General features: G+C 59.9%; 22 protein-coding genes. 13 read left to right on the forward strand and 9 right to left on the reverse strand.

The features are described 5' to 3' along the window. Positions 1-491 precede the first annotated feature (491 nt). The 4 genes from hydA to L9059_RS03920 all read left to right on the forward strand — a co-directional run bounded on the left by hydA (position 492) and on the right by L9059_RS03920 (position 5,936). Entirely contained in the window at positions 492-1,931 is a 1,440-nt protein-coding gene (gene hydA, locus L9059_RS03905) for a dihydropyrimidinase (RefSeq protein ID WP_247287902.1), read from the forward strand. A 129-nt stretch (positions 1,932-2,060) separates the two neighbouring features. Beyond that, complete coding sequence (locus L9059_RS03910; protein ID WP_247287904.1) at positions 2,061-3,428, forward strand: NAD(P)-dependent oxidoreductase; 1,368 nt, start codon at positions 2,061-2,063, stop codon at positions 3,426-3,428. Then, positions 3,429-4,703: an NAD-dependent dihydropyrimidine dehydrogenase subunit PreA gene (gene preA, locus L9059_RS03915; protein ID WP_247287914.1), complete on the forward strand. Its 1,275-nt coding sequence runs from the start codon at positions 3,429-3,431 to the stop codon at positions 4,701-4,703. It begins immediately after the preceding gene. Between the two features lie 210 nt (positions 4,704-4,913). Next, positions 4,914-5,936 (forward strand): RHS repeat-associated core domain-containing protein, encoded by a 1,023-nt coding sequence (locus L9059_RS03920; protein ID WP_247287931.1) that lies wholly within the window; start codon positions 4,914-4,916, stop codon positions 5,934-5,936. Positions 5,937-6,088: 152 nt separating this feature from the next. Here L9059_RS03920 and L9059_RS03925 read toward each other — a convergent pair whose 3' ends face one another. Continuing rightward, positions 6,089-6,709, reverse strand: coding sequence for a TetR/AcrR family transcriptional regulator (locus L9059_RS03925; protein WP_122839627.1), 621 nt, complete (start codon positions 6,707-6,709; stop codon positions 6,089-6,091). Between the two features lie 140 nt (positions 6,710-6,849). Between L9059_RS03925 and copC the strand changes: the two genes are divergently transcribed. Both copC and copD read left to right on the forward strand, forming a co-directional pair. Beyond that, entirely contained in the window at positions 6,850-7,215 is a 366-nt protein-coding gene (gene copC / locus L9059_RS03930; RefSeq protein WP_247288311.1) for a copper homeostasis periplasmic binding protein CopC, read from the forward strand. 3 nt (positions 7,216-7,218) lie between these two features. Beyond that, positions 7,219-8,079 (forward strand): copper homeostasis membrane protein CopD, encoded by an 861-nt coding sequence (copD, locus tag L9059_RS03935; protein ID WP_247287933.1) that lies wholly within the window; start codon positions 7,219-7,221, stop codon positions 8,077-8,079. Between the two features lie 38 nt (positions 8,080-8,117). On the opposite strand, the gene L9059_RS03940 is transcribed toward copD, so the two are convergent. Both L9059_RS03940 and L9059_RS03945 read right to left on the reverse strand, forming a co-directional pair. Then, complete coding sequence (locus tag L9059_RS03940) at positions 8,118-9,254, reverse strand: HlyD family secretion protein (RefSeq protein WP_247287944.1); 1,137 nt, start codon at positions 9,252-9,254, stop codon at positions 8,118-8,120. After that, entirely contained in the window at positions 9,251-10,906 is a 1,656-nt protein-coding gene (locus L9059_RS03945; protein ID WP_247287946.1) for an MFS transporter, read from the reverse strand. The genes L9059_RS03940 and L9059_RS03945 overlap by 4 nt, the downstream gene beginning before the upstream one ends. A gap of 257 nt (positions 10,907-11,163) precedes the next feature. Here L9059_RS03945 and L9059_RS03950 point away from each other — a divergent pair, with 257 nt between their 5' ends. The 7 genes from L9059_RS03950 to L9059_RS03980 all read left to right on the forward strand — a co-directional run bounded on the left by L9059_RS03950 (position 11,164) and on the right by L9059_RS03980 (position 18,273). Beyond that, the gene (locus L9059_RS03950; RefSeq protein ID WP_247287948.1) at positions 11,164-12,459 is read left to right on the forward strand and encodes an OprD family porin; all 1,296 of its coding nucleotides are present in this window, start codon (positions 11,164-11,166) and stop codon (positions 12,457-12,459) included. Between the two features lie 177 nt (positions 12,460-12,636). Beyond that, positions 12,637-13,455: an NAD-dependent epimerase/dehydratase family protein gene (locus tag L9059_RS03955; RefSeq protein WP_247287950.1), complete on the forward strand. Its 819-nt coding sequence runs from the start codon at positions 12,637-12,639 to the stop codon at positions 13,453-13,455. A gap of 45 nt (positions 13,456-13,500) precedes the next feature. Continuing rightward, positions 13,501-14,394, forward strand: a complete 894-nt coding sequence (locus tag L9059_RS03960; protein ID WP_247287952.1) for an SMP-30/gluconolactonase/LRE family protein — start codon at positions 13,501-13,503, stop codon at positions 14,392-14,394. A 62-nt stretch (positions 14,395-14,456) separates the two neighbouring features. Then, positions 14,457-15,428, forward strand: coding sequence for a TRAP transporter substrate-binding protein (locus tag L9059_RS03965; RefSeq protein WP_247287955.1), 972 nt, complete (start codon positions 14,457-14,459; stop codon positions 15,426-15,428). Between the two features lie 78 nt (positions 15,429-15,506). After that, on the forward strand, positions 15,507-16,034 hold the full coding sequence (locus L9059_RS03970) for a TRAP transporter small permease (RefSeq protein ID WP_247287965.1): 528 nt from the start codon (positions 15,507-15,509) through the stop codon (positions 16,032-16,034). After that, complete coding sequence (locus tag L9059_RS03975) at positions 16,035-17,315, forward strand: TRAP transporter large permease (protein WP_247287967.1); 1,281 nt, start codon at positions 16,035-16,037, stop codon at positions 17,313-17,315. A 73-nt stretch (positions 17,316-17,388) separates the two neighbouring features. Then, on the forward strand, positions 17,389-18,273 hold the full coding sequence (locus L9059_RS03980) for an aldose 1-epimerase (protein ID WP_247287969.1): 885 nt from the start codon (positions 17,389-17,391) through the stop codon (positions 18,271-18,273). Here the strand turns inward: L9059_RS03980 and L9059_RS03985 are convergent. The 6 genes from L9059_RS03985 to pqqA form a co-directional block, all read right to left on the reverse strand. Further along, positions 18,258-19,922 carry a PAS domain-containing hybrid sensor histidine kinase/response regulator gene (locus L9059_RS03985; protein ID WP_247287978.1) on the reverse strand — a complete coding sequence of 555 codons (1,665 nt, stop codon included), beginning with the start codon at positions 19,920-19,922 and terminating at the stop codon, positions 18,258-18,260. The genes L9059_RS03980 and L9059_RS03985 overlap by 16 nt on opposite strands. Continuing rightward, positions 19,906-21,069: an alcohol dehydrogenase-like regulatory protein ErcA gene (gene ercA, locus L9059_RS03990; RefSeq protein WP_045060453.1), complete on the reverse strand. Its 1,164-nt coding sequence runs from the start codon at positions 21,067-21,069 to the stop codon at positions 19,906-19,908. The genes L9059_RS03985 and ercA overlap by 17 nt, the downstream gene beginning before the upstream one ends. Before the next feature lie 215 nt (positions 21,070-21,284). Then, positions 21,285-22,418: a pyrroloquinoline quinone biosynthesis protein PqqE gene (gene pqqE / locus L9059_RS03995; protein ID WP_247287980.1), complete on the reverse strand. Its 1,134-nt coding sequence runs from the start codon at positions 22,416-22,418 to the stop codon at positions 21,285-21,287. Continuing rightward, complete coding sequence (pqqC, locus tag L9059_RS04000; RefSeq protein ID WP_247287990.1) at positions 22,415-23,167, reverse strand: pyrroloquinoline-quinone synthase PqqC; 753 nt, start codon at positions 23,165-23,167, stop codon at positions 22,415-22,417. The genes pqqE and pqqC overlap by 4 nt, the downstream gene beginning before the upstream one ends. A gap of 126 nt (positions 23,168-23,293) precedes the next feature. Continuing rightward, on the reverse strand, positions 23,294-24,208 hold the full coding sequence (gene pqqB / locus L9059_RS04005) for a pyrroloquinoline quinone biosynthesis protein PqqB (RefSeq protein ID WP_247287999.1): 915 nt from the start codon (positions 24,206-24,208) through the stop codon (positions 23,294-23,296). 55 nt (positions 24,209-24,263) lie between these two features. Continuing rightward, positions 24,264-24,335: a pyrroloquinoline quinone precursor peptide PqqA gene (pqqA, locus tag L9059_RS04010; protein WP_081499480.1), complete on the reverse strand. Its 72-nt coding sequence runs from the start codon at positions 24,333-24,335 to the stop codon at positions 24,264-24,266. Positions 24,336-24,400 lie beyond the last annotated feature (65 nt).

A 24,400-nucleotide genomic window follows, 5' to 3' on the forward strand; every position in this document is an offset into this window, starting at 1 on the left:
CATGCCGGTTGCCCCGCTTGCGCATCGGGCAGATCCATTAAAACGCTTTAACTCTATGAAAATTAACATTTTTAATCATATAAACAGTCATTCCTCGGGGCGCTGCCCGGCCTTCAGGGCGACTACCGGACAAGTTGTCCGAACCGTCAGGACTCAAACTGGTGCATCAGATTTTTTCCCAGCTTTGCGTGTTAACCATAGACGCTTCTCAAGCAGCTGATTTCCCATAGGAAATCTCGTCTATTTTGGCAACCTGTCAAGTGCGTCAAAATGGTGAAAGCCTGAACCAAATTGGTGATTAATATAATTAATCCTTATTTATCAATATCTTGATGTGAATATACGCTTATAAAAAATAATCTTGCTCATTCCTTGAACTCAGACTAGTTTCTATTCCTGACAGCGCTGACAGGAATACACCTGTTTGCGTCTGGTTCATATAAAACATTTAGAACCGGCACAAGTCGGTCATTGCCTGCGAGGAACTCGGAATGTCTCTGTTGATCCGTGGCGCCACCGTTGTTACCCATGATGAAAGTTATCGCGCCGACGTCTATTGCGCCGACGGCGTGATCAAAGCCATCGGCGAACAACTGGATATTCCGGCCGGTGCCGAAGTGCTCGACGGCAGTGGCCAATACCTGATGCCTGGTGGTATCGATCCACACACTCACATGCAACTGCCCTTTATGGGCACGGTGGCCAGCGAAGATTTTTTCAGCGGCACCGCGGCGGGGCTCGCCGGTGGCACGACCTCGATCATCGACTTTGTGATTCCCAATCCGCAGCAATCGCTGATGGAAGCATTCCATCAGTGGCGCGGCTGGGCGGAAAAATCGGCATCGGATTATGGCTTCCACGTCGCTATCACCTGGTGGAGCGAGCAGGTTCGCGAAGAAATGGCCGAGCTGGTCAGCCAGCACGGGGTCAACAGCTTCAAGCATTTCATGGCTTACAAGAACGCGATCATGGCGGCTGACGATACGCTGGTGGCGAGTTTCGAACGCTGCCTGGAACTGGGCGCCGTACCGACCGTGCACGCGGAAAATGGCGAGCTGGTGTACCACCTGCAACGCAAGCTGATGGCCCAAGGCATCACCGGACCAGAAGCGCATCCGCTGTCGCGGCCTTCGCAGGTGGAGGGTGAAGCGGCGAGCCGGGCGATCCGGATTGCCGAAACCCTGGGTACCCCGCTGTACCTGGTGCACGTCTCAACCAAGGAAGCCCTCGACGAAATCACCTATGCGCGCAGCAAGGGCCAGCAAGTCTACGGCGAGGTACTGGCCGGGCACTTGCTGCTTGATGACAGCGTCTATCAGCACCCGGACTGGCAGACCGCCGCCGGCTACGTGATGAGCCCCCCCTTCCGTCCACGCGGTCATCAGGAAGCGCTGTGGCACGGGCTGCAATCGGGCAACCTGCACACCACCGCCACCGACCATTGCTGCTTCTGCGCCGAGCAGAAAGCGGCCGGGCGCGACGACTTCAGCAAGATCCCCAATGGCACTGCCGGTATTGAAGACCGCATGGCCGTGCTTTGGGAGGAAGGGGTTAACACCGGGCGTTTCTCGATGCAGCAGTTCGTGGCGCTGACCTCAACCAACACTGCGAAAATCTTTAACCTCTATCCGCGCAAAGGCGCCATTCGCGTGGGCTCAGATGCCGACCTGGTGCTGTGGGATCCGCAAGGTACAAGGACCATTTCGGCGGCAACCCATCATCAGCAGGTCGACTTCAACATCTTTGAAGGCAAGACCGTACGCGGCGTGCCCAGCCATACGATCAGCCAGGGCCGGGTGGTCTGGGCCAATGGTGACCTGCGGGCCGAGCGCGGCGCCGGGCGGTATGTCGAACGGCCAGCGTATCCGGCGGTGTTTGACTTGTTAAGTAAGCGGGCTGAGTTGACCAGGCCGACTGCAGTGAAACGTTAACTGCGAAGCCATGGCGAGGATAAGGGGCGACTTCGTCACCCAGCGGGAGCGAGCTCCCTCGCCACGTTGATTTGTATAAATACCACTGCCCACCAGAGGCAGCACCTCAATAACCGTGAGGCCAACACCGTGATCAAGAGCCTGAACCACCTTCCGCACCCCCACGAGTCGGCGACCGCCCTCGCCGGTCATTTCAGCGACCTGGCGCCACCCCTCAACGACCGGCAGGCGCACCTGGAAGCATCGCGCTGCCTGTATTGCTACGACGCTCCCTGTGTGAATGCCTGCCCGAGTGAAATCGATATCCCGTCGTTCATCCGCAATATCCATGCGGACAACGTGCAAGGTGCCGCCCATAAGATCCTCTCTGCGAACATACTGGGCGGCAGCTGTGCGCGAGTCTGCCCCACGGAAATTCTTTGCCAGCAAGCCTGCGTGCGCAACAACGATCATGAATGCGCACCGGTCCTGATCGGGCTGCTGCAACGCTACGCGGTCGACAACGCGCATTTCAGCACGCATCCATTCACCCGCGCGGCGGCCACGAGCAAACGCATCGCTGTAGTCGGTGCCGGTCCAGCAGGGCTGTCCTGCGCCCACCGCAGCGCCATGCACGGCCATGACGTAGTGATCTTCGAGGCCCGGGAAAAGGCCGGCGGCCTCAACGAGTACGGCATCGCCAAGTACAAATTGGTGGACGACTATGCCCAGAAAGAACTGGATTTCCTCCTGCAAATCGGCGGCATCGAAATCCGTCACGGGCAAAAACTCGGTAAGAACCTGACCCTCAGCGAACTGCACCAGCAATTCGACGCGGTGTTCCTTGGTATCGGCCTCAGCGCCAGCAAGCAGCTGGGCCTGGCCCATGAAGACGCGCCGGGACTGCTCGCTGCTACCGATTACATCCGCGAACTGCGCCAGGCCGACGACTTGACTCAATTGCCCCTGGCCGATCGCTGCATCGTCCTCGGCGCAGGCAACACGGCCATCGACATGGCCGTGCAAATGGCCCGCCTCGGTGCCCGCGACGTCAACCTGGTGTACCGCCGAGGTGTTGAAGAAATGGGCGCCACGGGCCACGAACAGGACATCGCCAAGGCCAATCAGGTACGCCTGCTCACCTGGGCGCAACCGGAGCAAGTGTTGCTCGATGACAACGGTAACGTGCGCGGCATGCGCTTCGCCCGCACCTCACTTCTGGACGGTCGACTGCAAACCACGGGTGAAAGCTTCGAACTGGCCGCCGACGCGATTTTCAAAGCCATCGGCCAGGCCTTCGACGCCAGCGCCCTCGCCGACCCACTGGCCCGGGAATTGAAACGCCAGGGCGAGCGCATCCAGGTCGATGAACAGCTGCGTACCAGTATTCCTGGCGTGTACGCAGGGGGCGATTGCACCAGCCTCGATCAGGACCTCACCGTGCAAGCGGTACAACACGGCAAACTGGCCGCTGAGGCCATCCACGCCCAACTCATGCTCAATGTGGAGGCTGCGTAAATGGCCGATCTCTCGATCAACTTCGCCGGTATCAAAGCCCCCAACCCGTTCTGGCTGGCGTCCGCGCCTCCCACCGACAAGGCCTACAACGTGGTCCGCGCCTTCGAGGCTGGCTGGGGTGGCGTCGTCTGGAAAACCCTGGGGGAGGACCCGGCAGCAGTCAACGTGTCATCGCGCTACTCGGCGCTCTTTGGCGCTAACCGGGAGGTCATGGGTTTCAACAATATCGAGCTGATTACCGATCGCTCCCTGGAAATCAACCTGCGGGAAATTACCCAGGTCAAAAAGGACTGGCCGGACCGCGCGTTGATCGTCTCGCTGATGGTGCCTTGCGTGGAAGAGTCGTGGAAATTCATTCTGCCGCTGGTGGAAGCTACCGGTGCTGACGGCATCGAACTCAACTTCGGCTGCCCCCACGGCATGCCCGAGCGGGGCATGGGCGCGGCGGTCGGCCAGGTACCGGAATACGTGGAACGGGTTACGCGCTGGTGCAAGACTTATTGCTCTCTGCCCGTCATCGTCAAGCTCACGCCCAACATCACCGACATCCGCGTCGCCGCCCGTGCTGCGCATCGCGGCGGTGCCGATGCGGTGTCGCTGATCAATACCATCAACTCCATCACCAGCGTCAACCTGGAACGCATGGTCGCCAACCCCGTGGTCGGCAGCCAGAGTACCCACGGTGGTTACTGCGGTTCGGCGGTCAAGCCCATCGCCCTGAACATGGTCGCCGAAATCGCACGCGACCCGCAGACACAGCGGCTACCCATTTCCGGTATCGGCGGCATTGGCTCATGGCGCGACGCAGCGGAGTTCATCGCGCTCGGCAGCGGCTCGGTCCAGGTGTGCACGGCGGCAATGCTGCATGGTTTCAGGATCGTCGAGGAGATGAAAGACGGCCTGTCACGCTGGATGGACAGCCAGGGCTACGCCAGCATCGCGGACTTTTCCGGACGAGCAGTGGCTAATACCACGGACTGGAAGTATCTCGACATCAACTATCAGGTCATCGCCAAAATCGACCAGGACGCCTGCATCGGCTGCGGCCGCTGCCACATCGCCTGCGAAGACACCTCGCACCAGGCGGTGGCCAGCCTCAAGCAGGCCGATGGCACGCACAAGTATCAAGTGATCGACGATGAATGTGTGGGCTGCAACCTGTGCCAGATCACCTGCCCGGTGCAGGACTGCATCGAGATGGTGCCGATCGACAGCGGCAAGCCGTTCCTGGACTGGAACCACGATCCGCGCAATCCGTACCATGTCGCAGTCTGACCTTTAAACAGTAGAAGATCGCAGCCTCGTTGCACTCGACAGCTCCTACCCGGATCCAGCGCCACCACGCCCTCCGTAGGAGCTGTCGAGTGCAACGAGGCTGCGATCTTTCAAGCGCAACACCGACGTAAGGACTATCAGATCTGCTAGTAGACAAGGAACAACAAAAATCAGATCGTGAGAGCATGTTTATCCAGGGACATTCCACTCATGACGCCCTCCTTGAAAATCCTCCAGCAGTATCACTACGACGCCGTAGATTGCCTGTCAGCCACTAGTCTTTCGGTTCACGGAAGCACCCAGCGTTTCTACCAGGGCAACCACCTGGCGACCGAGTTGGGAGAGCACTCGCAACGCACTATCATTCGCCATGAAGCTCAGCCACTGGCACAGCATGAAGTTGCAGATGATTCAAACGAAACAACACTATTGGCGACCGACCAAGCCCGTTCATTGTTACAAACTTTGGCGCAAACCAACCCTGAAAGATTGGCTTATACAGCCTACGGGCATCATTCGGGCAGACATGGTTTAAGCCGGTTGCTCGGCTTTAACGGCGAGTCCCCTGACGCCATAACTGGACACTATATTTTAGGAAAGGGCGAGCGAACTTATAGCCCCATATTGATGCGACTCAACAGTCCAGACAGGATGAGTCCTTTTCGCGGCGGCGGCATTAACTCCTACGCATATTGCGCGGGAGATCCGGTTAATTTTTACGACCCGACTGGCAACATAAAAATTCCGCGACTAATCACTCCCACAAGACCAGTCAGTCCCGTTACATCATCTCGACAAGCCAGCCCCGCACCAATATCTCAAGTAGCATCTGCCACGTCTTCACAGCCAATCGCTCCTTTAACCACACACAATTTTTCCGGGCCAGCACCCAAAAAAGCTGAGTTACATGTATTCAAAAATCATTTCCGAGACCTTTTCTCACCGGAGATTGATATTACCAACCTAACACCAGCACAACAAAAAATTGTTAACTTCTCCAATTCATACGACCTCAACAAGAAAGTACCAGAATTTAAAACGGTAGCTGACTTGCCTCTAGTTAACAAATTGAGAAGCAACAAAAGAAAGTATGAACTAGCTAATGAACAGGAGCGCCCAGCCATTACCCGCGCAGGAAGAGCATTGTTAGCCGAAGTCAGAAAACAGAGCGTAGAACATTTTTACACACATAAAGCTCAACAAGAGATTCGCCAACAAACATTTAACGATTGAGCTCGATTTTTCGGCCGGAGAGGCGGTAGGGGGTTGATGGAATACTGATTGTGGAAGTAACCCAGGTAATGCCGGAGCTCTCACAGTTCTAGCCGCAGACATAGACGAGTGACCGACCTCAACCAACGACTTTACACGTTTCTCAAAACTGTCTACGGCTCCAACCCAATCCCCCGCAAAATCACACTCGTCACCGTCTGCACCGCCCGCTCGAACTGCATATCCGACAGCGGCTGGTGATCATTCAGGATATTCACCTGATGATCAAAGTCAGCGTAGTGCTGGGTCGATGCCCAGATCATGTACAGCAGGCTGGAGGGCTCCACCGGCAGGATGCGTTTGTCTTCCACCCACTGGCGGATTTTCGCTTCCTTCATCTTGGCCCAGTCGTACAGGCTGGCGTCCAGTGCCTCACCCAGGGTCGGCGCGCCGTGGATAATTTCGTTAGCCCAGACCTTGGAGCCATAGGGCCGGCTGCGCGAGTGCTGCATCTTGGCGCGGATATAACTGCTGAGGACTACGCGGGGGTCGTCGAACATCTCGAAGCACAGGGCGTCCTGTTTCCAGACTTCCAGCAGGTCGAACAGCACGGCACTGTAGAGTTCGCTCTTGGTGCTGAAGTAGTAATGCAGGTTGGAGCGCGGCAGTTGCACTTCAGCGGCGATGTCCGCCATGGCGGTGCTGCCGAAGCCTTTTTCGGCGAAGACCTTTTCAGCCCCCAGCAGAATTTTCTCGACGTTACTGCGACGGATCTCGATCTTGTGATTGCCCATGAGGGCTCCCTGGCGACAGCGTTGCTCAAGACTAGCATCCGCTCTACGTCGCGGCGACAGGGGAAAACGAAACTTCGTCTCGGCTCGCCCTGGAAGGTAAACTGCCCATCTCTTCGAACCTGCCCCAGAGGTATTCCATGATGACGCTCAAGAAAACCCTGACCACCGTCACCCTTCTCGGCTCGCTGTTCGCCGCTTCGTCGGTGTGCGCTCATGCCCACCTGAAAAGCCAGAGCCCGGCCGCCGACACCACGGTCAGCGCACCGGTAGAACTGCGCCTGATATTTTCCGAAGGTGTAGAAGCGGCCTTCACCAAGGTGACCCTGAGCAAGGACGGCAGCAACGTGCCGGTGAAAAACCTGGCCACCGAAGGCAGCGACAAGAAAACCCTGGTGGTCACCCCGCAAGCGCCGTTGACTGCAGGGGTGTACAAGGTTGAATGGCACGCGGTGTCCGTCGATACCCACAAAAGTGAAGGCGCCTACAGCTTCAAGGTTGGCCAGTAATTCATGACGAGCGCGATGGTGCTGTGCCGCTTTCTGCATTTCACCGTGGTGCTGATGCTGGTCGGGGCTTGGGTATTCAGGCCCCTGCTCTTGGGCCGCCACGCCACGACGCTGGATCAGCCGTTGACGCGGTTGAGCCGGTGGCTGGCGGCGGTGGCGATGGTGAGTGGCGTCTGCTGGCTGCTGTTGATCACCGCCAGCATGGCCGGGGACTGGGCGGCCGCGCTTGACTGGCCGACCCTGCAACGGGTGATGGGCAATACGTTTTTTGGCCAGGTATGGCGCTGGCATCTGTTGTTCAATGGGCTGTTGCTGGCGTTGTTGCTGAGCCCCTGGCATGCATCCCTGCTGCTGCGGCTGGTCCTGGGTGGCTTGTTGCTGGCGACGCTCGCACCCGTAGGCCATGGCGCGATGCTCGATGGCTTGAGCGGCCAGCTGCTGATCCTCAATCAGATCGTGCACCTGATGTGCGTCGGCATCTGGCTCGGCGGGTTGATGCTGCTGGTGATGATCTTGCGCCAGCCCCAAGCACATCCGATCGCCGCCATTCTGCAGCGATTCAGTGGTGTGGGTTACACGCTGGTGGCGGGGTTGGTGTTGACGGGTTTGATTAACGTGCGAGTGCTGACCGGACAGCTATGGCCGACGCCACTCTGGTCCGGATTTGCCCTGATTCTGCTGATCAAGGTGGGGCTGGTGGTGGCGATGCTGGGACTGGCGTTGTTCAACCGCTTGCGGATCAAGGACTGCGAGCAGCGGATAGGGGCTTTGAAAATCAGCGTGATCATGGAGTGGCTATTGGGGATTGGCGCAGTGGCAGCGGTGTCGCTGCTGGGGACCATGCCACCGATGGTAGCCGCCTAGAATCAAACGATCGCAGGCTACGATCTTTTGATCTTGACCTACTCGCCCCCCTCCACCGCCGTATCGATACTCACCACCACCGAGATCCCCGGCCGCAGCCGCTCGCTCTCAGCCTGATTCTCATCCACGGTAATTCGCACCGGCACCCGCTGCGCGATCTTGACGAAGTTGCCGGTGGCGTTGTCGGCTTGCAGCAGCGCAAATTCAGAACCGGTACCCGGTGAAATTCGCTGCACCCGACCCGTGAACTTGCGGTGATCCAGTGCATCCACAGTGAACGTCACCGGCTGGCCGACCCGCACGTTGTTCATCTGGGTTTCCTTCATGTTGGCAATCACCCACAGCTGATTCGGCACCAGGGCCATCAGCTGCGCTCCGGAGTTTACATAGGCCCCCAGACGCACACCGATCTGCCCAAGCTGGCCGTCCCGAGGCGCGACTATTCGGGTATTGGAAAGGTCGATGCGCGCCAGTTGCACTGCCGCCTCAGCACTCGCCACTGCCGCTTCCAGCGAGCCACGATTGACGATCACCGACTGCAGGTCCTGGCGGGCGATTTCCAAATTAGCCTGAGCCTGGGCGACCGCTGCAATCGTCTGCGCGCTCGCCGCCAGGCTTACATCCAGCTCGCGTTTGGAAACCGAGCCATCGCGCACCAGCTCGTTGTTGCGGCGCAGGTCGGCTGCATTTTTACGGGCCTGGGCCTGGCTGCCGGCGACTGCGGCCTGGCGCAACGCGATGGTCGCCTCGGCGCTGTTGCGCTGCTGCACCACGTTGGCCAAAGCGGCTTTTTGCACCGCCAGTTGCGCCAGGGATTGATCAAGGCGCTGCTGGTAGATCCGGTCATCCAGGCGCACCAGCAAGTCGCCGGTCTTGACGAACTGGAAGTCCGAGACCGGCACGTCATAGACGTAGCCGCTGAGCTGTGGGCCGATGATGGTCACCTGGCCGCGCACCAGAGCATTTTCCGTGGTCTCGATCGCACTGCTGAACGGCGGCAACTGCCAGGCATACAACACGATCAGCACACCCACCAGGGCAATAGCCGCAAAACCCATCGAAGAAAGCACCCGAACCCGTAGCGAGCGAGGCTCAGTGACGGGCGTGGACGGTGGCGCGACACCCTCGGGGGTGGCGGCAATGGCGTTGGTGGTCGTAGTGGTCGGTTCGGTCATGAAGAAGTGGCGCCGCTGATGGAGTCGGAAGGCGTTAGGGTGACGTTTTTCGTGGTGCTCATTAGCCACAGGGCGCGAATGGAGATCCAGGTCATGGTCAGCACGGCTATGACTGCGATCAGCATGAACACGTCGTTATAGGCCAGCACATTGGCCTCTCGCGTAGCAGCCGTCGCCAGACTGCGTATGCCTTGCAGATTGCGCAGGCCGGGATCGGCGATCACCGAACCCACGGCATTGCCGCCACTCTGGACCCGGGCGGCTACCAGCGGATCGGTCAACGTCAGGTGTTCGACAATATTACTGGAATGAAATTTCTCGCGAACGATCTGAAAAGTGCCCAGCAGTGCCGCACCGATCAGGCCGCCGAGGTTCTGGCAGATACCGAACAGCACCGAAAAACTCACCAGGTTGCGCGGGTTGGTCAGCACATTGCGCGTACCCAGCACCAGAGTCGGGCCGAGGAAAAACGTACTGCCGAACGCCAGCAAAAACTGGCTGAAATACATATTTTCCGGCCGAGTGAGGTTGTTCGAATAGCTGTCCATCACCGAGCCAACGGCCATCAGTGCCAGCGACAGGATCAAGGGGCTGAACAGATGTTTGGGATTGATGGTCAGCGCGCTGGTGACCAGCCCGGAGATGCTGCCGATCAGCATCACCACATACAGGCTGTACAGTTGTTGGCTGCTCATGTTCAGGGTTTGCATGAAACCGACTGCGCCGGTGGACTGCTCGGAGGTCACCATGCGAATCAGCACCACCGCCAGGGCCAGGCGAATCATCGCCCCGCTGCCCAGCCAGCGTGTCATCAGCATCGGGTTGCTACGGTTGTGTTCGATGGCCAGGCCGGTAAAGATCAGCGCGATAGATCCGGCCGACGCTACGCCAATCCATGGTGCTTCCAGCCACCAGTCGATACGCCCCAACGAGAGTACCGCGCAGAGCAGCGCGACGCCGCTGGCAAGAATAGCGAAAGTCAGGAAATCCAGTTTTTCAAAGGTCTTGAAGCGATCCCCGGGTGGCAACTTGAGCAGAAACACACACCCCAGGGACAGCAGCGCCATGCCCAGCTCAAACAGGTACAACCCACGCCATTCGGCGATTTGCAGCAGGTCTTCAGAAAACAGCCGGGCCAGAGGTAGAGCCAGCTGCGACGTCCCCAGCCCGAGCACCAGCGCTTTCATTCGCCACTTCGCCGGGAACGCCTGGATCATGTAGTACAGGCCCAACGAACTCAGCGCCGCCCCGACCATACCGTGCGCCGCCCGCACCGCAATCGCCGAGTTCAAGTCGTTGACGAACAAATGGCCGAATGTCACCAGCGCGTAGAGCACCAGGAATACTTCGGTGAACGCTCGCAAGCCGAACTGCTGGCGAAATTTCACCAGCAGCAGGTTCATCGACACATTGGTCATCACGTACGCCGCCGGCAGCCAGGCCATCTCGGCCGTAGTCGCACCCAGCGCGCCCTGCAGATAAGGCAGGTTGGCGATCACCAGGGCGTTACCCAACCCACCGGTCAACGCCACCAGCAAACCGACCAGCGCATAGGCCAGGCGCTTGGGCGTGGAGTGCAAAGGCGTGGAGGGAGAACCGGGCAAGCTGGGCCGTTCGTGAGGCTGCCAGGCGCGCGGAGCGTAATGATCCATTCATTGCCCTTGTGTCGGAGGTGTTGCCAGTTTGCCGTAAAACCCAGGTCAACACACACCCCCCCTTCCTGACCGAAACACATAACCCCGGGAGGCACGAGCTTGCTCTTACAGGAGTGGGAGCGATCCCATTTTCTCCAGAAGTCATCGTACAACTTCCGATTGACAACCCACTTAAACCTCGCAAATAATCGCACCCACGTTGTACGACGACGTATAACAACAATAAAAACAAAAATACAAAACGGAGCGTCACTGTGAGCCAACCCGTCCGCAATCCCTTCGCCTGCACCCCTTGCCCGACTTTTGCACGCCGCCATACCCTCAGCCTCATCAGCCTCGGTGGAATCGTTCTGGCCCTGCCTCTGATCAGTCAGGCCGAAGGTTTTGTCGATGACAGCAAGGCGACACTGAACCTGCGCAACGCCTACTTCAATCGCAACTACACCAACCCGGCCTATCCACAGGGCAAGGCTGAAGAGTGGACGCAGAGCTTCATCCTCGACGCAAAATCAGGATTTACCCATGGCTTCGTCGGCTTTGGTGTGGATGTGCTCGGCATGTACTCGCAAAAGCTCGACAGTGGCAAAGGCACCAGCGGTACGCAATTGTTGCCGATTCACGATGGCGGGCGCCCGGCCGACAATTTCGGACGCATGGGCGTAGCGGTCAAAGGCAAGATCTCCAAGACCGAAGTGAAGGTCGGCGAATGGATGCCGGTATTGCCCGTGCTGCGCTCGGATGATGGCCGCTCACTGCCGCAGACCTTTCGCGGCGGCCAGGTCACCTCCACCGAGATCAGCGGCTTGACCCTCTACGGCGGCCAATTCCGCCAAAACAGCCCGCGCAACGATGCGAGCATGGAGGATATGTCCATGAATGGCCGGGCGGCGTTCACTTCGGACCGCTTCAACTTCGGTGGTGGTGAATACACCTTCAACGACAAGCGGACCCTGGTAGGCGTCTGGTATTCGGAACTGAGCGACATCTACCAACAGCAGTACTTCAACCTGAGTCACAGCCAGCCTTTGGGCGACTGGATCCTGGGTGCCAACCTTGGCTTTTTCAACGGCAAGGAAGATGGCCGCGCCCTGGCCGGCGACATGGAAAACAAGACCACCTTTGCAATGCTCTCGGCTAAATATGGCGGCAACACTTTTTACGTCGGCCTGCAAAAGCTGACTGGCGACAGCGCCTGGATGCGTGTCAACGGGACCAGCGGCGGCACCCTGGCCAACGACAGCTACAACTCCAGCTATGACAACGCCAAGGAAAAGTCCTGGCAACTGCGTCATGACTACAACTTCGTCGCCCTGGGCATTCCTGGCCTAACCATGATGAACCGCTACATCAGCGGCGATAACGTACACACCGGCGCGATAACCGAAGGCAAAGAATGGGGCCGCGAGTCGGAACTGGCATACACCGTGCAGAGCGGCGCGCTGAAAAATCTCAACGTGAAGTGGCGCAATGCGTCGATTCGCAAGGACTTCAGCACCAACGAATTCGACGAAAACCGGATTTTCATCAGCTATCCGCTTTCGTTGTTGTAACGCCGGGCCTGTGGCGAGTGAGCTTGTTCCCTCCCCACAGAGGTGGTGTCTCCAATACCTTGCATGGACTTTCAACATAAGTCGCGTTGACAAGAACGGAAAACCCTACTGATACTTCAATCTGTCGTACGACAACCTACAACAATTTCAAAAATGACTGCTTGTCCAGGGATTCCCATGACTACCCACCCTACAGCTCCTTTCAATCGCCTGCTGCTCACCGGCGCTGCGGGCGGCCTCGGTAAAGTACTGCGTGAAAGCATGCGGCCCTATGCCAATGTCATTCGTCTTTCGGATATCGCCGAGATCACCCCGGCGGTGGATGATCGCGAAGAAGTCGTCACCTGTGACCTCTCGGACAAGCAGGCCGTGGCTCGACTGGTCGAAGGCGTGGACGCCATCCTGCACTTTGGCGGGGTGTCGGTTGAACGTTCGTTCGAAGAGATCCTCGGCGCCAACATCTGCGGCGTGTTTCACATCTACGAAGCCGCGCGCAAGCACGGCGTCAAACGCGTGATTTTCGCCAGTTCCAACCACGTGATCGGCTTCTACCCACAGGGCGAGATCCTCGATGCCCACTCCCCGCGCCGTCCCGACAGCTACTACGGCCTGTCCAAATCCTATGGCGAGGACATGGCGACGTTCTACTTCGATCGATACGGCATCGAGACCGTCAGCATCCGCATCGGCTCTTCGTTCCCTCTACCGCAAAATCGCCGGATGATGAGCACCTGGCTGAGCTTCGGCGATCTGACCCAACTGCTCGAACGCGCGTTGTATGCCCCTGACGTGGGCCATACCGTGGTGTACGGCATGTCCGACAACAAAGAAGTGTGGTGGGACAACCGATTCGCTGCGGGCCTTGGCTATGTGGCACAGGACAGCTCCGAAGTGTTCCGCGACCAGGTCGAGGCGCAACCATTGCCCGCCGCCGATGATCCCGCACGGGTCTACCAGGGTGGGGCGTTCTGCGCCGCCGGCCCGTTCGGCGACTGAGACCAGCAGCAACCCCCAGCAAAAGAACCATGGGAATAAGTGGCCATGCACGCAGAACTGATTGTCGATGCCCGCAATGCGGTTGGAGAAAGCCCGGTGTGGGTCGCGGCGGAAAACGCCCTGTATTGGGTGGATATCCCCAACGGCGTCCTGCAACGCTGGAGCGCTGATACTGGCCACGTGCACGCCTGGAAAACCCCGCAGATGCTCGCTTGTATCGCTCGTCAAAGCGATGGCAGCTGGGTGGCCGGAATGGAAAGCGGGTTCTTCCAGTTGCGAGCGCACAGCGATGGCAGCCTGGACAGCGAACTGCTCGCGCATGTCGATCACGCGCGAGAGGATATGCGCCTCAACGACGGGCGCTGTGATCGCCAGGGCCGCTTCTGGGCCGGCAGCATGGTTCTGAACATGGGCGCTGATGCCGCCAACGGCAGCCTATATCGTTACAGCGCCGGGCAGACGGGGCCACTTGTAGCCCGGCTGGGCGGGTTCATCGTGCCCAATGGCCTGGGTTTCAGCCCGGATGGCCGCACCCTGTATCTCTCCGACTCACACCCACTGGTCCAGCAGATCTGGGCCTTCGACTATGACATCGACAGCGGCACCCCATCCAATCGCCGGCTGTTCGTCGACATGAACCAATATCAAGGTCGTCCCGATGGTGCGGCGGTGGACGCCGAGGGCTGTTACTGGATCTGCGCCAATGACGCCGGACTGATACATCGTTTTACCCCCGATGGCCGCCTGGATCGGTCCCTGGCGGTCCCGGTGAAAAAACCGACCATGTGCGCCTTCGGTGGCAGTCGGCTGGACACGCTGTTCGTGACCTCGATCCGCCCAGGTCACGACCAGGACCCACAATCCCTAGCCGGTGGAGTGTTCGCCCTCACCCCCGGTGTTCAGGGCTTGCCGGAACCGCTGTTCAATCACTCGCTGTAACCGCCCTTGCTGCATTTGCTGTGCCTTACATAAAAACAACAACAAGACTGGAGAATCGCCCCATGGACTTCAAACGCACCTTGCTCGCCGCCGCACTCCCCTTAGCCTTCACCCTCAGCAGTGCCGCCCAGGCATTGGAAATCAAATTCGCCGACATCCATCCGGCCGGTTATCCCACCGTCGTGGCAGAAGAGCAATTGGGTAAAACCCTGGTGGCGGACAGTAACGGCAAGCTGACTTTTAAAATGTTCGCCGGCGGTGTACTCGGCTCGGAAAAGGAAGTGGTCGAACAGGCCCAGGTCGGCGCCATTCAGATGGCCCGCGTCAGCCTCGGCATCGTCGGTCCCGTGGTACCGGACGTGAACGTGTTCAACATGCCGTTCGTGTTCCGTGACCAGGCGCATATGCGCAAGGTTATCGACGGTGAAGTGGGCGATGAAATCCTCGCCAAGATCACCGATTCCGAATTCGGCCTGGTCGCCCTGGCCTGGATGGACGGTGGCACGCGCAACATCTACACCAAAAAACCGGTTCGCAGCCTTGAAGACCTCAAGGGCATGAAAATCCGCGTACAAGGCAACCCGATGTTCATCGAGACCATCAATGCCATGGGCGGTAACGGCATTGCGATGGACACCGGGGAAATCTTCAGCGCCCTGCAGACCGGGGTGATCGACGGCGCGGAAAACAACCCGCCGACCCTGCTCGAACACAACCACTACCAGAACGCCAAGTTTTATAGCCTCACCGGCCACCTGATCCTGCCAGAACCTATCGTGATGTCGAAAATCACCTGGGACAAGCTAACCCCCGAGCAGCAAGTGCTGGTGAAGCAAACCGCCAAGGCCGCCCAGGCCCAGGAGCGCACGCTGTGGGATGCGAAGTCCGCCAGCAGTGAAGAAAAACTCAAGGCGGCCGGCGTCGAGTTCATCACCGTCGACAAGAAACCTTTCTACGAGGCCACCGCTTCGATCCGCGAAAAATACGGCGCGCCCTACGCCGACCTGATCAAACGCATCGAAGCGGTCCAATAACCCTCCCTGGCACTCATGAAAGGCCGGCGCCGCTGACGTCTGTGTACGTCATCGCGCGCCCGGTTACGGTGGAACCCGATGAAGAATCTACTGCTGCGCATCAATGACAAGATCTACATGAGCTGCATCTGGGTCGCAGGGCTTTCGGTCCTGGCCATCGCCCTGATCATTCCCTGGGGCGTATTCGCCCGCTACATCCTCGGCACAGGCTCCAGTTGGCCAGAGCCTTCGGCGATTCTGCTGATGATGGTCTTCACCTTTATCGGCGCCGCCGCCAGTTACCGCGCCGGCGCACACATGGCGGTGGCGATGCTCACCGACCGCATGGCGCCTGAATTGCGCAGGGCCATGAGTATTTTCTCCCAACTGCTGATGGCGACCATTTGCCTGTTCATGACGATCTGGGGCACCAAGCTGTGCCTGTCGACCTGGAACCAGTTCATGAGCGCCCTACCCACCTTGCGGGTCGGCATCACGTACATGCCCATCCCCGTGGGCGGTTTGCTGACGCTGGTTTTTGTCCTGGAAAAACTCTTCCTCGGTGACCAAAGCAACCGTCGGGTCGTGCGTTTCGACCTCGTTGAAGAAAGTGAAGGTGCCGCTTAAATGGACGCTCTGATTCTGCTTGGCAGCTTTCTCGCACTGATCTTGATCGGCATGCCGGTTGCGTATGCCCTGGGCCTATCCGCCCTGATCGGCGCGTGGTGGATCGACATCCCGTTCCAGGCCCTGATGATTCAGGTCGCCGGTGGTGTAAACAAATTTTCTTTGCTGGCAATTCCCTTCTTCGTCCTCGCTGGCGCGATCATGGCCGAAGGTGGCATGTCACGCCGGCTGGTGGCGTTTGCCGGGGTACTGGTGGGCTTCGTGCGCGGCGGCCTGTCGTTGGTCAACATCATGGCCTCGACCTTCTTCGGTGCAATCTCCGGCTCCTCCGTGGCGGACACCGCCTCCGTCGGCTCGGTGTTGATCCCGGAGATGGAACGCCGTGGCTATCCCCGCGAATTTGCCACTGCAGTGACCGTCAGTGGTTCGGTGCAGGCGCTGCTGACCCCGCCCAGCCACAACTCGGTGCTCTACTCGCTGGCGGCGGGCGGTACGGTGTCGATCGCCTCGCTGTTCATGGCCGGCGTGGTGCCGGGCTTATTGATGAGCGCTTGCCTGATGGTGCTGTGCCTGATCTTCGCGAAAAAGCGCAACTACCCCAAGGGCGAAGTCATTCCGATGCGCCAGGCGTTGAAGATCTGCGGCGAAGCCATGTGGGGCCTGATGGCCATGGTGATCATTCTTGGCGGGATTCTGTCAGGCATTTTTACCGCCACCGAGTCGGCAGCAATCGCGGTGCTATGGTCGTTCTTCGTGACCATGTTCATCTACCGCGACTACAAATGGAGCGAGCTGCCGAAGCTGATGCATCGCACCGTACGGACCATTTCGATCGTGATGATCCTGATTGGCTTCGCCGCCAGTTTCGGCTACATCATGACCCTGATGCAGATCCCGGCGAAGATCACCACGATGTTCCTGACCCTGTCGGATAATCGTTATGTGATCCTGATGTGCATCAACGTCATGTTACTGCTGCTGGGCTCGGTGATGGACATGGCACCGCTGATCCTGATACTGACCCCGATTCTGATGCCGGTGATCCTGGGTATTGGCGTGGACCCGGTGCAATTCGGCATGATCATGCTGGTAAACCTGGGAATCGGATTGATCACTCCGCCAGTAGGCGCGGTACTGTTCGTGGGGTCTGCCGTGGGTAAAGTCAGTATCGAAAAAACCGTGAAGGCCCTGCTGCCATTCTATGGAATGCTGTTCCTGGTGTTGATGGGAGTGACTTACATTCCTGCGCTGTCGCTGTGGTTGCCGCATCTGGTGTTGTAAAAAACGCCAACGCAGCTCCCGTAGGAGCTGCCGAGTGCAGGGGTCTCGGTGTTTTTATATTAGGTTAACGGCCATGCCACCAACACTCATCGAACTCAAAGACCGACTCACCCACCTGACCCTGGCCCCTGAACTCGGTGGCAGCATCGTCAACTGGACCGTGCGCAGCACCGGCCAGCCGCTGCTGCGGCACAACGATGCTCAAGCACTGAACACCGGCCTGCCGGGCAAGCTCGGCTGTTTCCCGCTGGTGCCCTGGTCCAACCGGGTCGCCGATGGCGGTTTCGACTGTCCCGATGGCTGGCTCGCCCTGGCCCCCAACAGCCTCACCGATCCACTGCCCATCCATGGCAGTGCCTGGCAACAGGCGTGGCAGGTGGTTTCCCAGATGCACGATGAAGTGGTACTGCAACTCGACTGCAGCATCCCCTTCGCCTATCGCGCCCGGCAGCGCTTGCACTTGAGCGAGGGCCGCCTGAGCATTGAGTTGCAGGTCACCCACCTGGCCGAGCGCGCCGCGTGGCATGGCCTGGGCCTGCATCCGTATCTGCCACGCACCGCCAGCACCCGCTTGCGCGCAACTGCGGGCCAGGTCTGGTTGTGCGCCCCCTCAAAACTGCCAACGCGACTCGATTCAATCCCGCGCAGTTGGGATTTTCGGCAGCTTAAGGCCCTGCCAGACACCCTGATCGACAACGGTTTCTGTCAATGGGACGGCCACTGCCTGATCCAGCAACCCGAGCTCGGCTACGAACTGCAGTGTGAGGCCAGCGGCAGCGATTACTACCTGTTGTACTGCCCGGTTGGCCTGGGATTCTTCTGTATCGAACCGGTGAGCCACCCAGTCAATGCCCATCACCTCCCCGGGCGGCCCGGCTTGCGCCTGCTGGAACAAGGGCAATCCACCGAGCTAAGTTTCAACCTGCAGTACCGCGCGCTGCCCTACCCCAGCAACTGACTGAGCACTGCGCGCAATTTGCCAGGCTTGACTGGCTTGTTCAGCAGCGGTGCACCGAGGCGTTGCAATGAGCGCCGGCACTGATCGGTGCGATCTGCGGTGATGATCACGGTGGGAATCGCCTGGGCGAAATGCTCGCGCAAGTGCCTGACCACTTCACACCCCACTACCCCGTGGTCCAGGTGATAGTCCGCCAGGATCAGCTCCGGCGCCTGCCCGGCCAATGCACTCAACGCCGAGGCCTGGTCGGTGGCCGTCACCACCTCGCAACCCCACTGCCCCAGCAGCGCCCGCATGCTGTCGAGGATGCTGACTTCATTGTCCAGCACCAGCAAACGGCGTCCCGGCAACGGATTGCCGGTGCCTGGTTGCGGCGTCGCGAGGCTGATCGGCAACGGCACCTCCCGGGACATGGGCACCTCGATGCTGAATCTGGAACCGCGCCCCGGCAGCGAATGAACCTGCACGCGGTACTCGAGAATCTTCGCGATGCGCTCGACAATCGCCAGCCCAAGCCCAACGCCCTTGCGATCGGCAGCGCGGCCGACGTCCAGCTGGTTGAACTCGAGGAAAATCGCACCCAGCCGGTCTGGCGCAATGCCGCGCCCGGTGTCCCACACCTCAAGGCTCAGCATTTCGCCGCGGCGCCGGGCCGCCAGCAGGATGCTGCCCTGGTCGGTGTAGCGGCAGGCGTTGCTGAGGAAGTTGCGCAGGATGCGCGTCATCAGGCGCAAGTCAGTGCGTATCGCATAGTCGCCCATGTGCACCCGCAGGTGCAGGCCGTCTGCCTCGGCCACTGACTGGAACTCCGACACCAAAGGCCCGAGCAACTCGTCGAGCCGATACAGCGCGATGTCCGGTTTGACGGCGGCCTGGTCGAGCCGCGAGATGTCCAGCAAGTCCGTGAGCAGATCTTCCGCCCCTTCCAGTGCCTGGTGGGTGCGCTCCACCAGGACCTGCTCAATGTCGGGCAACTTGCGCTCGCGCAAGGTCGAGATAAGCAAGCGCGCAGCGTTGAGCGGTTGCAGCAGGTCATGACTGGCTGCGGCGAGGTACTTGTCCTTGCTGCGATTGGCGGCCTCGGCGGCGTCCCGGGCCTCGATCAATTCATCGGTGCGCGCGTTGACCCGCTGTTCCAGTTCGTCGTTGAGCAGTTGCAGGCGCTCCTGGGCGAGTTTGCGCTCGGTGATGTCGGCCACAAAACCTTCCACCAGGCCTTCCTGATCAGGCTTGAGCAACAGGTTCATCAAAACGTCGAGGCTGCTGCCGTCCTTGCGACGCAGCTGGGTTTCGTAGCCGTGCAGACTGCCTTGATGCCTGAGGATCTCGCCGATATTGGCCAGCTCCTGCGCACCGCCGACGAACAGATTGCTCGCCAGGTCTGCCAGCGAGAACAGTACGTCCTGCGGGTCCTGGTAGCCGAGCATCCGCGCCAATGCCGGATTGGCCGCACGCATGCCTTCGAGCAGGCTGGCCTGAAAGATCCCCTGCACGGCATTTTCAAACAGCCATTTGTAGCGATTCCGCTCGGCTTCGAGCTCGTCAAGGCGCGCGGCCAGTTCCGGATAATGGCTCTTGCGCGCAGAGTGACTGCCCAATCCCAGCAGTCCGGCCAACGCCCGTTGCTGTTCGTCAGAGGGCTTCGCCATAAACGACCTCGACATCTCGCTGACTGGACTCGCGCGGGTTGGTCAGGATGCACGGGTCGTCCATCGCGTGCTGCGAGAGGAACGGGATGTCAGCGGTGCGCACGCCGTGCAGACCGAGGGTTTCGTGGAAGCCGATGGCGTGTTTCAGTGCGATCAGATGCTCCACCAGGCGCCCGCAGATCTGCCGGTGATTGAGGCCGCGGCAGTCGATGCCAAACGTCTCGGCAATGACCTTGAAGCGCTCCGGCGCCGAGTTGTAGTTGAACGCCACCACGTGTTCCACCAGCACCGCATTGCACAGGCCATGGGGCAGGTCGAGGAAGCCGCCAAGGCTGTGGGACATCGCGTGCACTGCGCCGAGGATCGCGTTGGAAAACGCCAGCCCGGCCTGCATGCTGCCGAGCATGATTTTCTCGCGCAGGGCGATGTCCGTCGGGTTGGCGATCATCTGTACCAGGTTGCCGTTGATCAGGCGCATGGCTTCTAGCGCATGGGGATCGGTCAAGGGCCCGTGACCGGTAGACACGAAGGCCTCGATCGCGTGCACCAGGGCATCGATGCCGGTACAGGCCGACAGGAACGGGTCCATGCTCAAGGTGGTTTCCGGGTCGATCAGCGACACGTCCGGCACGACCGCCTTGCTGACGATGGAGAACTTCATGCGCTCCTGCTGATTGGAGATGATCACAAATTGCGAGACATCCGCCGAGGTACCGGCGGTCGTCGGGATCAGGATCAGCGGCGGACTCGGCACACGAATGGTGTCCACCCCTTCAAACTCGAGGATGTTGCGGCCATGGGCGACGACGATGCCGATGCCCTTGCCGCAATCCATCGGGCTGCCGCCGCCCACGGCGACGATCACATCGCAGTGGTTTTCCCGGTACAGCTCGGCACCGAGCATGACTTCTTCGACCCGGGGGTTGGGCGACACGTCGCTGTAGAGGAAGTAATCGATGCCCTGGGCCTGCAGGCTGGCTTCGACATCGGCCACCCACCCGGCGGCAATCACCCCGGGGTCACTGACCACCAGGACCTTGCGCGCACCGAAGGTCTTGGCATAGTTGCCGACGTTATGCCGGCAGCCGGCACCGAAGATGATTTCAGGCGAAACGAATTTACGCAGCTGGCTGAGACTCTGGCTCATTGGAAAGCCTGTTTTTTATTGTTTGGGAAGGTAAAGCCACACTAACCCATCCGGCGGTGAATGCAATCAGACCAATGGGTAGTCAAAAGGCTGAAATTACAAGAGATCCATTGTGGGAGCCGGCTTGCCGGCGATGAGGCCTTGGAGCCTTGCGTAGATTGTCCGGACGCCATCGCCGGCAAGCCGGCTCCTACGGGGGGGCGTGTGCATGGTTGTTATCCGCGGTAGATCAGGCGCGAGGCTTTTTCGTTGCGCAGCGTCAGGTGCTCCATGCCCCGCCCCGGTGCGTCCGCTTCTTCCCGGGCCTTGAGGATGAGGCCATGGTGGGCCGACTTGCTGCACACCGGGTCGGCATTTTCGGCATCGCCGGTCAGCATGAACGCCTGGCACCGACAACCGCCCAGGTCCTTGTGTTTCTCATCGCAGGAGCGGCAAGGCTCCTTCATCCAGTCGTCGCCACGAAATCGGTTGAAGCCAAACGAGTCGGTCCAGATGTGCTCGATGCTGTGCTCGCGCACATTGGGGAACGCCACCGGTAGCTGCCTCGCGCTGTGGCATGGCAGTGCGGTGCCGTCCGGAGTGATGTCGAGAAACAGATTGGCCCAGCCGTTCATGCAAGTTTTGGGGCGTTCTTCGTAATAGTCCGGGGTGACAAAGATCAATTTGCAGGGATGACCTTCGGCCTCAAGACGCTCGCGGTACTGATTGGTGATGCGCTCGGCGCGCTGCAACTGCTCACGGGTGGGTAACAGGCCGACCCGGTTGAGCTCGGCCCAGCCGTAGAACTGGCAGGTCGCCAATTCGACAAAATCCGCTTCCAGCTCCAGGCACAACTCGATGATTCGGTCGATCTGGTCAATGTTGTGCCGATGGGTGACAAAATTCAGCACCATCGGGTAGCCCTGGGCCTTCACCGCCCGGGCCATGGCCAGCTTTTGCGCGAAGGCCTTGCGCGAGCCCGCAAGCATGTTGTTGACCGCCTCGTCGGCCGCTTGAAAACTGATCTGGATGTGGTCCAGCCCGGCCACCTTGAAGTCGCGCACTTTCTGCTCGGTCAAGCCGATGCCCGAGGTGATCAGGTTGGTGTAGTAACCCATGTCGCGCGCGGCCTTGATCAACTCGGCCAGGTCCTGCCTCACCAGTGGCTCGCCACCGGAAAACCCCAACTGCGCCGCGCCCATCTCCCGCGCTTCGCGAAACACGCGAATCCATTCCTCGGTGCTCAGCTCGGCACCCTGTTGGGCAAAATCCAGCGGATTGGAGCAGTACGGGCACTGCAACGGGCAACGATAGGTCAGCTCTGCCAGCAGCCACAGCGGTGGGCCGGGTTGTGGCTTGATCGCGCTCACAGTGCAATCCCCCGGTGCCAGACCTTTTGCGTGGTCACGGTATGGTAAGGCGGGCGTTGCAGTTCATAGGCCATGCTCATGGCGTCGAGCATGCTCCACAATACGTCCAGCTTGAACTGCAGGATTTCCAGCATGCGCTGCTGACCCTCCACGGTAACGTAGTGCGCCAGGGTAATGCGCAGGCCGTGCTCCACATCCCGGCGCGCCTGGCCCAGGCGGGTGCGGAAGTAGTCGTAGCCGGCACCGTCGATCCAGGGGTAATGGGTGGGCCAGGCGTCGAGGCGTGACTGGTGGATCTGCGGCGCGAACAGTTCGGTCAGGGAACTGCTGGCCGCTTCCTGCCAGCAGGCGCGCCGGGCGAAATTGACGTAGGCGTCCACGGCGAAACGTACACCGGGGAGCACCAGTTCCTCGCTGAGGATCTGTTCGCGATCAAGCCCGACTGCCTCGCCGAGACGCAGCCAGGCTTCGATGCCACCTTCGCTGCCAGGCACGCCGTCGTGGTCGAGGATGCGTTGCAGCCATTCACGCCGCACTTCGCGATCGGGGCAGTTGGCGAGAATCGCGGCGTCCTTCAGGGGGATGTTCACCTGATAGTAAAACCGGTTGGCGACCCAGCCCTGGATCTGTTCGCGGGTGGCGCGACCGGCGTACATGGCTTGGTGGAAGGGGTGGTGGATGTGGTAGTAAGCACCTTTGGCTTGCAGGGCGGCGGCGAATTCTGTGGGGGTCATTAGGGTGTCGGGCATTGCTGTTCTCCTGGGATCTTTGCGGGGTCTGGTCTGGCCTCTTCGCGGGCAAGCCCGCTCCCACAGGGAAGTGTGTGCACTGCAAATCCAGTGTGGGAGCGGGCTTGCTCGCGAAGGGGCCATTGGCTACAACACAAGGTCCATGCCATCAAAAGCCACCTCAATCCCCCGCCGCTCCAGCAACGCCCGTTCCGCCGAGTCTTCGTCCAGGATCGGATTGGTGTTGTTGATATGGATCAGCACCTTGCGCTGCCGGGGAAAGCCTTCCAGCACCTCCAGCATGCCGCCAGGCCCGCTTTGCGCCAGGTGGCCCATTTCGCTGCCCAGGCTTCGGCCGACTTCGCACACGCGCATCTCGTCGTCGCGCCACAACGTGCCATCGAGCAACAGGCAATCGGCGCGCTGCATCCAGCCCAGCACCTCAGCATCGACCTGCCCGAGCCCCGGGGCATAGAACAGCGACGCACCACTGCGCAGGTCTTCGATAAACAGGCCGATGGTGTCGCCGGGCTGGGGATTGCCGCGGTTGGGCGAGTATGGCGGTGCATTGCTCACCAGCGGGATCGCCCGCAGCCGCAGATGTTTGCACGCAGCAACGGAAAACGGCTCGCGGTCCAGGCCGATCGGTTGCCACTGCAGGCCGCCGTTCCAGTGCTTGAGCATGCCGAACAGCGGGAAGCCGCTGCTCAGGTCTTCATGGACACGGTCGGTGCAATACACGGTATGCGGACAGCCTTCACGCAGGCTCAACAGGCCAGTGCAGTGATCGATCTGGCTGTCCATCAGGACCACGGCGGCAATCGCCGTATCGCGCAATTGCCGAGCCGGTTGCAGCGGCGCGAAGCTTTCCAGCTGCGCGCGGATATCCGGTGAAGCATTGCACAGCACCCAGTCCACCCCGTTGTCACTCAGGGCAATTGACGACTGCGTACGCCGTTGCGCCCGCAGGGTGCCGTTGCGCACGCCGGCGCATTGCCGGCAGTTGCAGTTCCACTGCGGGAAACCGCCGCCAGCAGCCGAACCAAGAACGCGGATGTGCATGAGCAATGCTCCAGAAGGCAGGCCCGGCCAACACCACGGCTGGCCGGGTGAACAATCAACGGTTGGCGAAATACATCGTCACTTCGAAGCCAATGCGCAGATCGGTAAACGCGGGTTTATGCCACATGGGTCAATCCTCTTCTTGTGCCGGGCAATTCCGGTAAAGCCATTAATGCACGGGGCGGGAGGTGA

This window comes from Pseudomonas violetae (genome assembly GCF_023072615.1).
GTDB lineage: Bacteria > Pseudomonadota > Gammaproteobacteria > Pseudomonadales > Pseudomonadaceae > Aquipseudomonas > Aquipseudomonas violetae.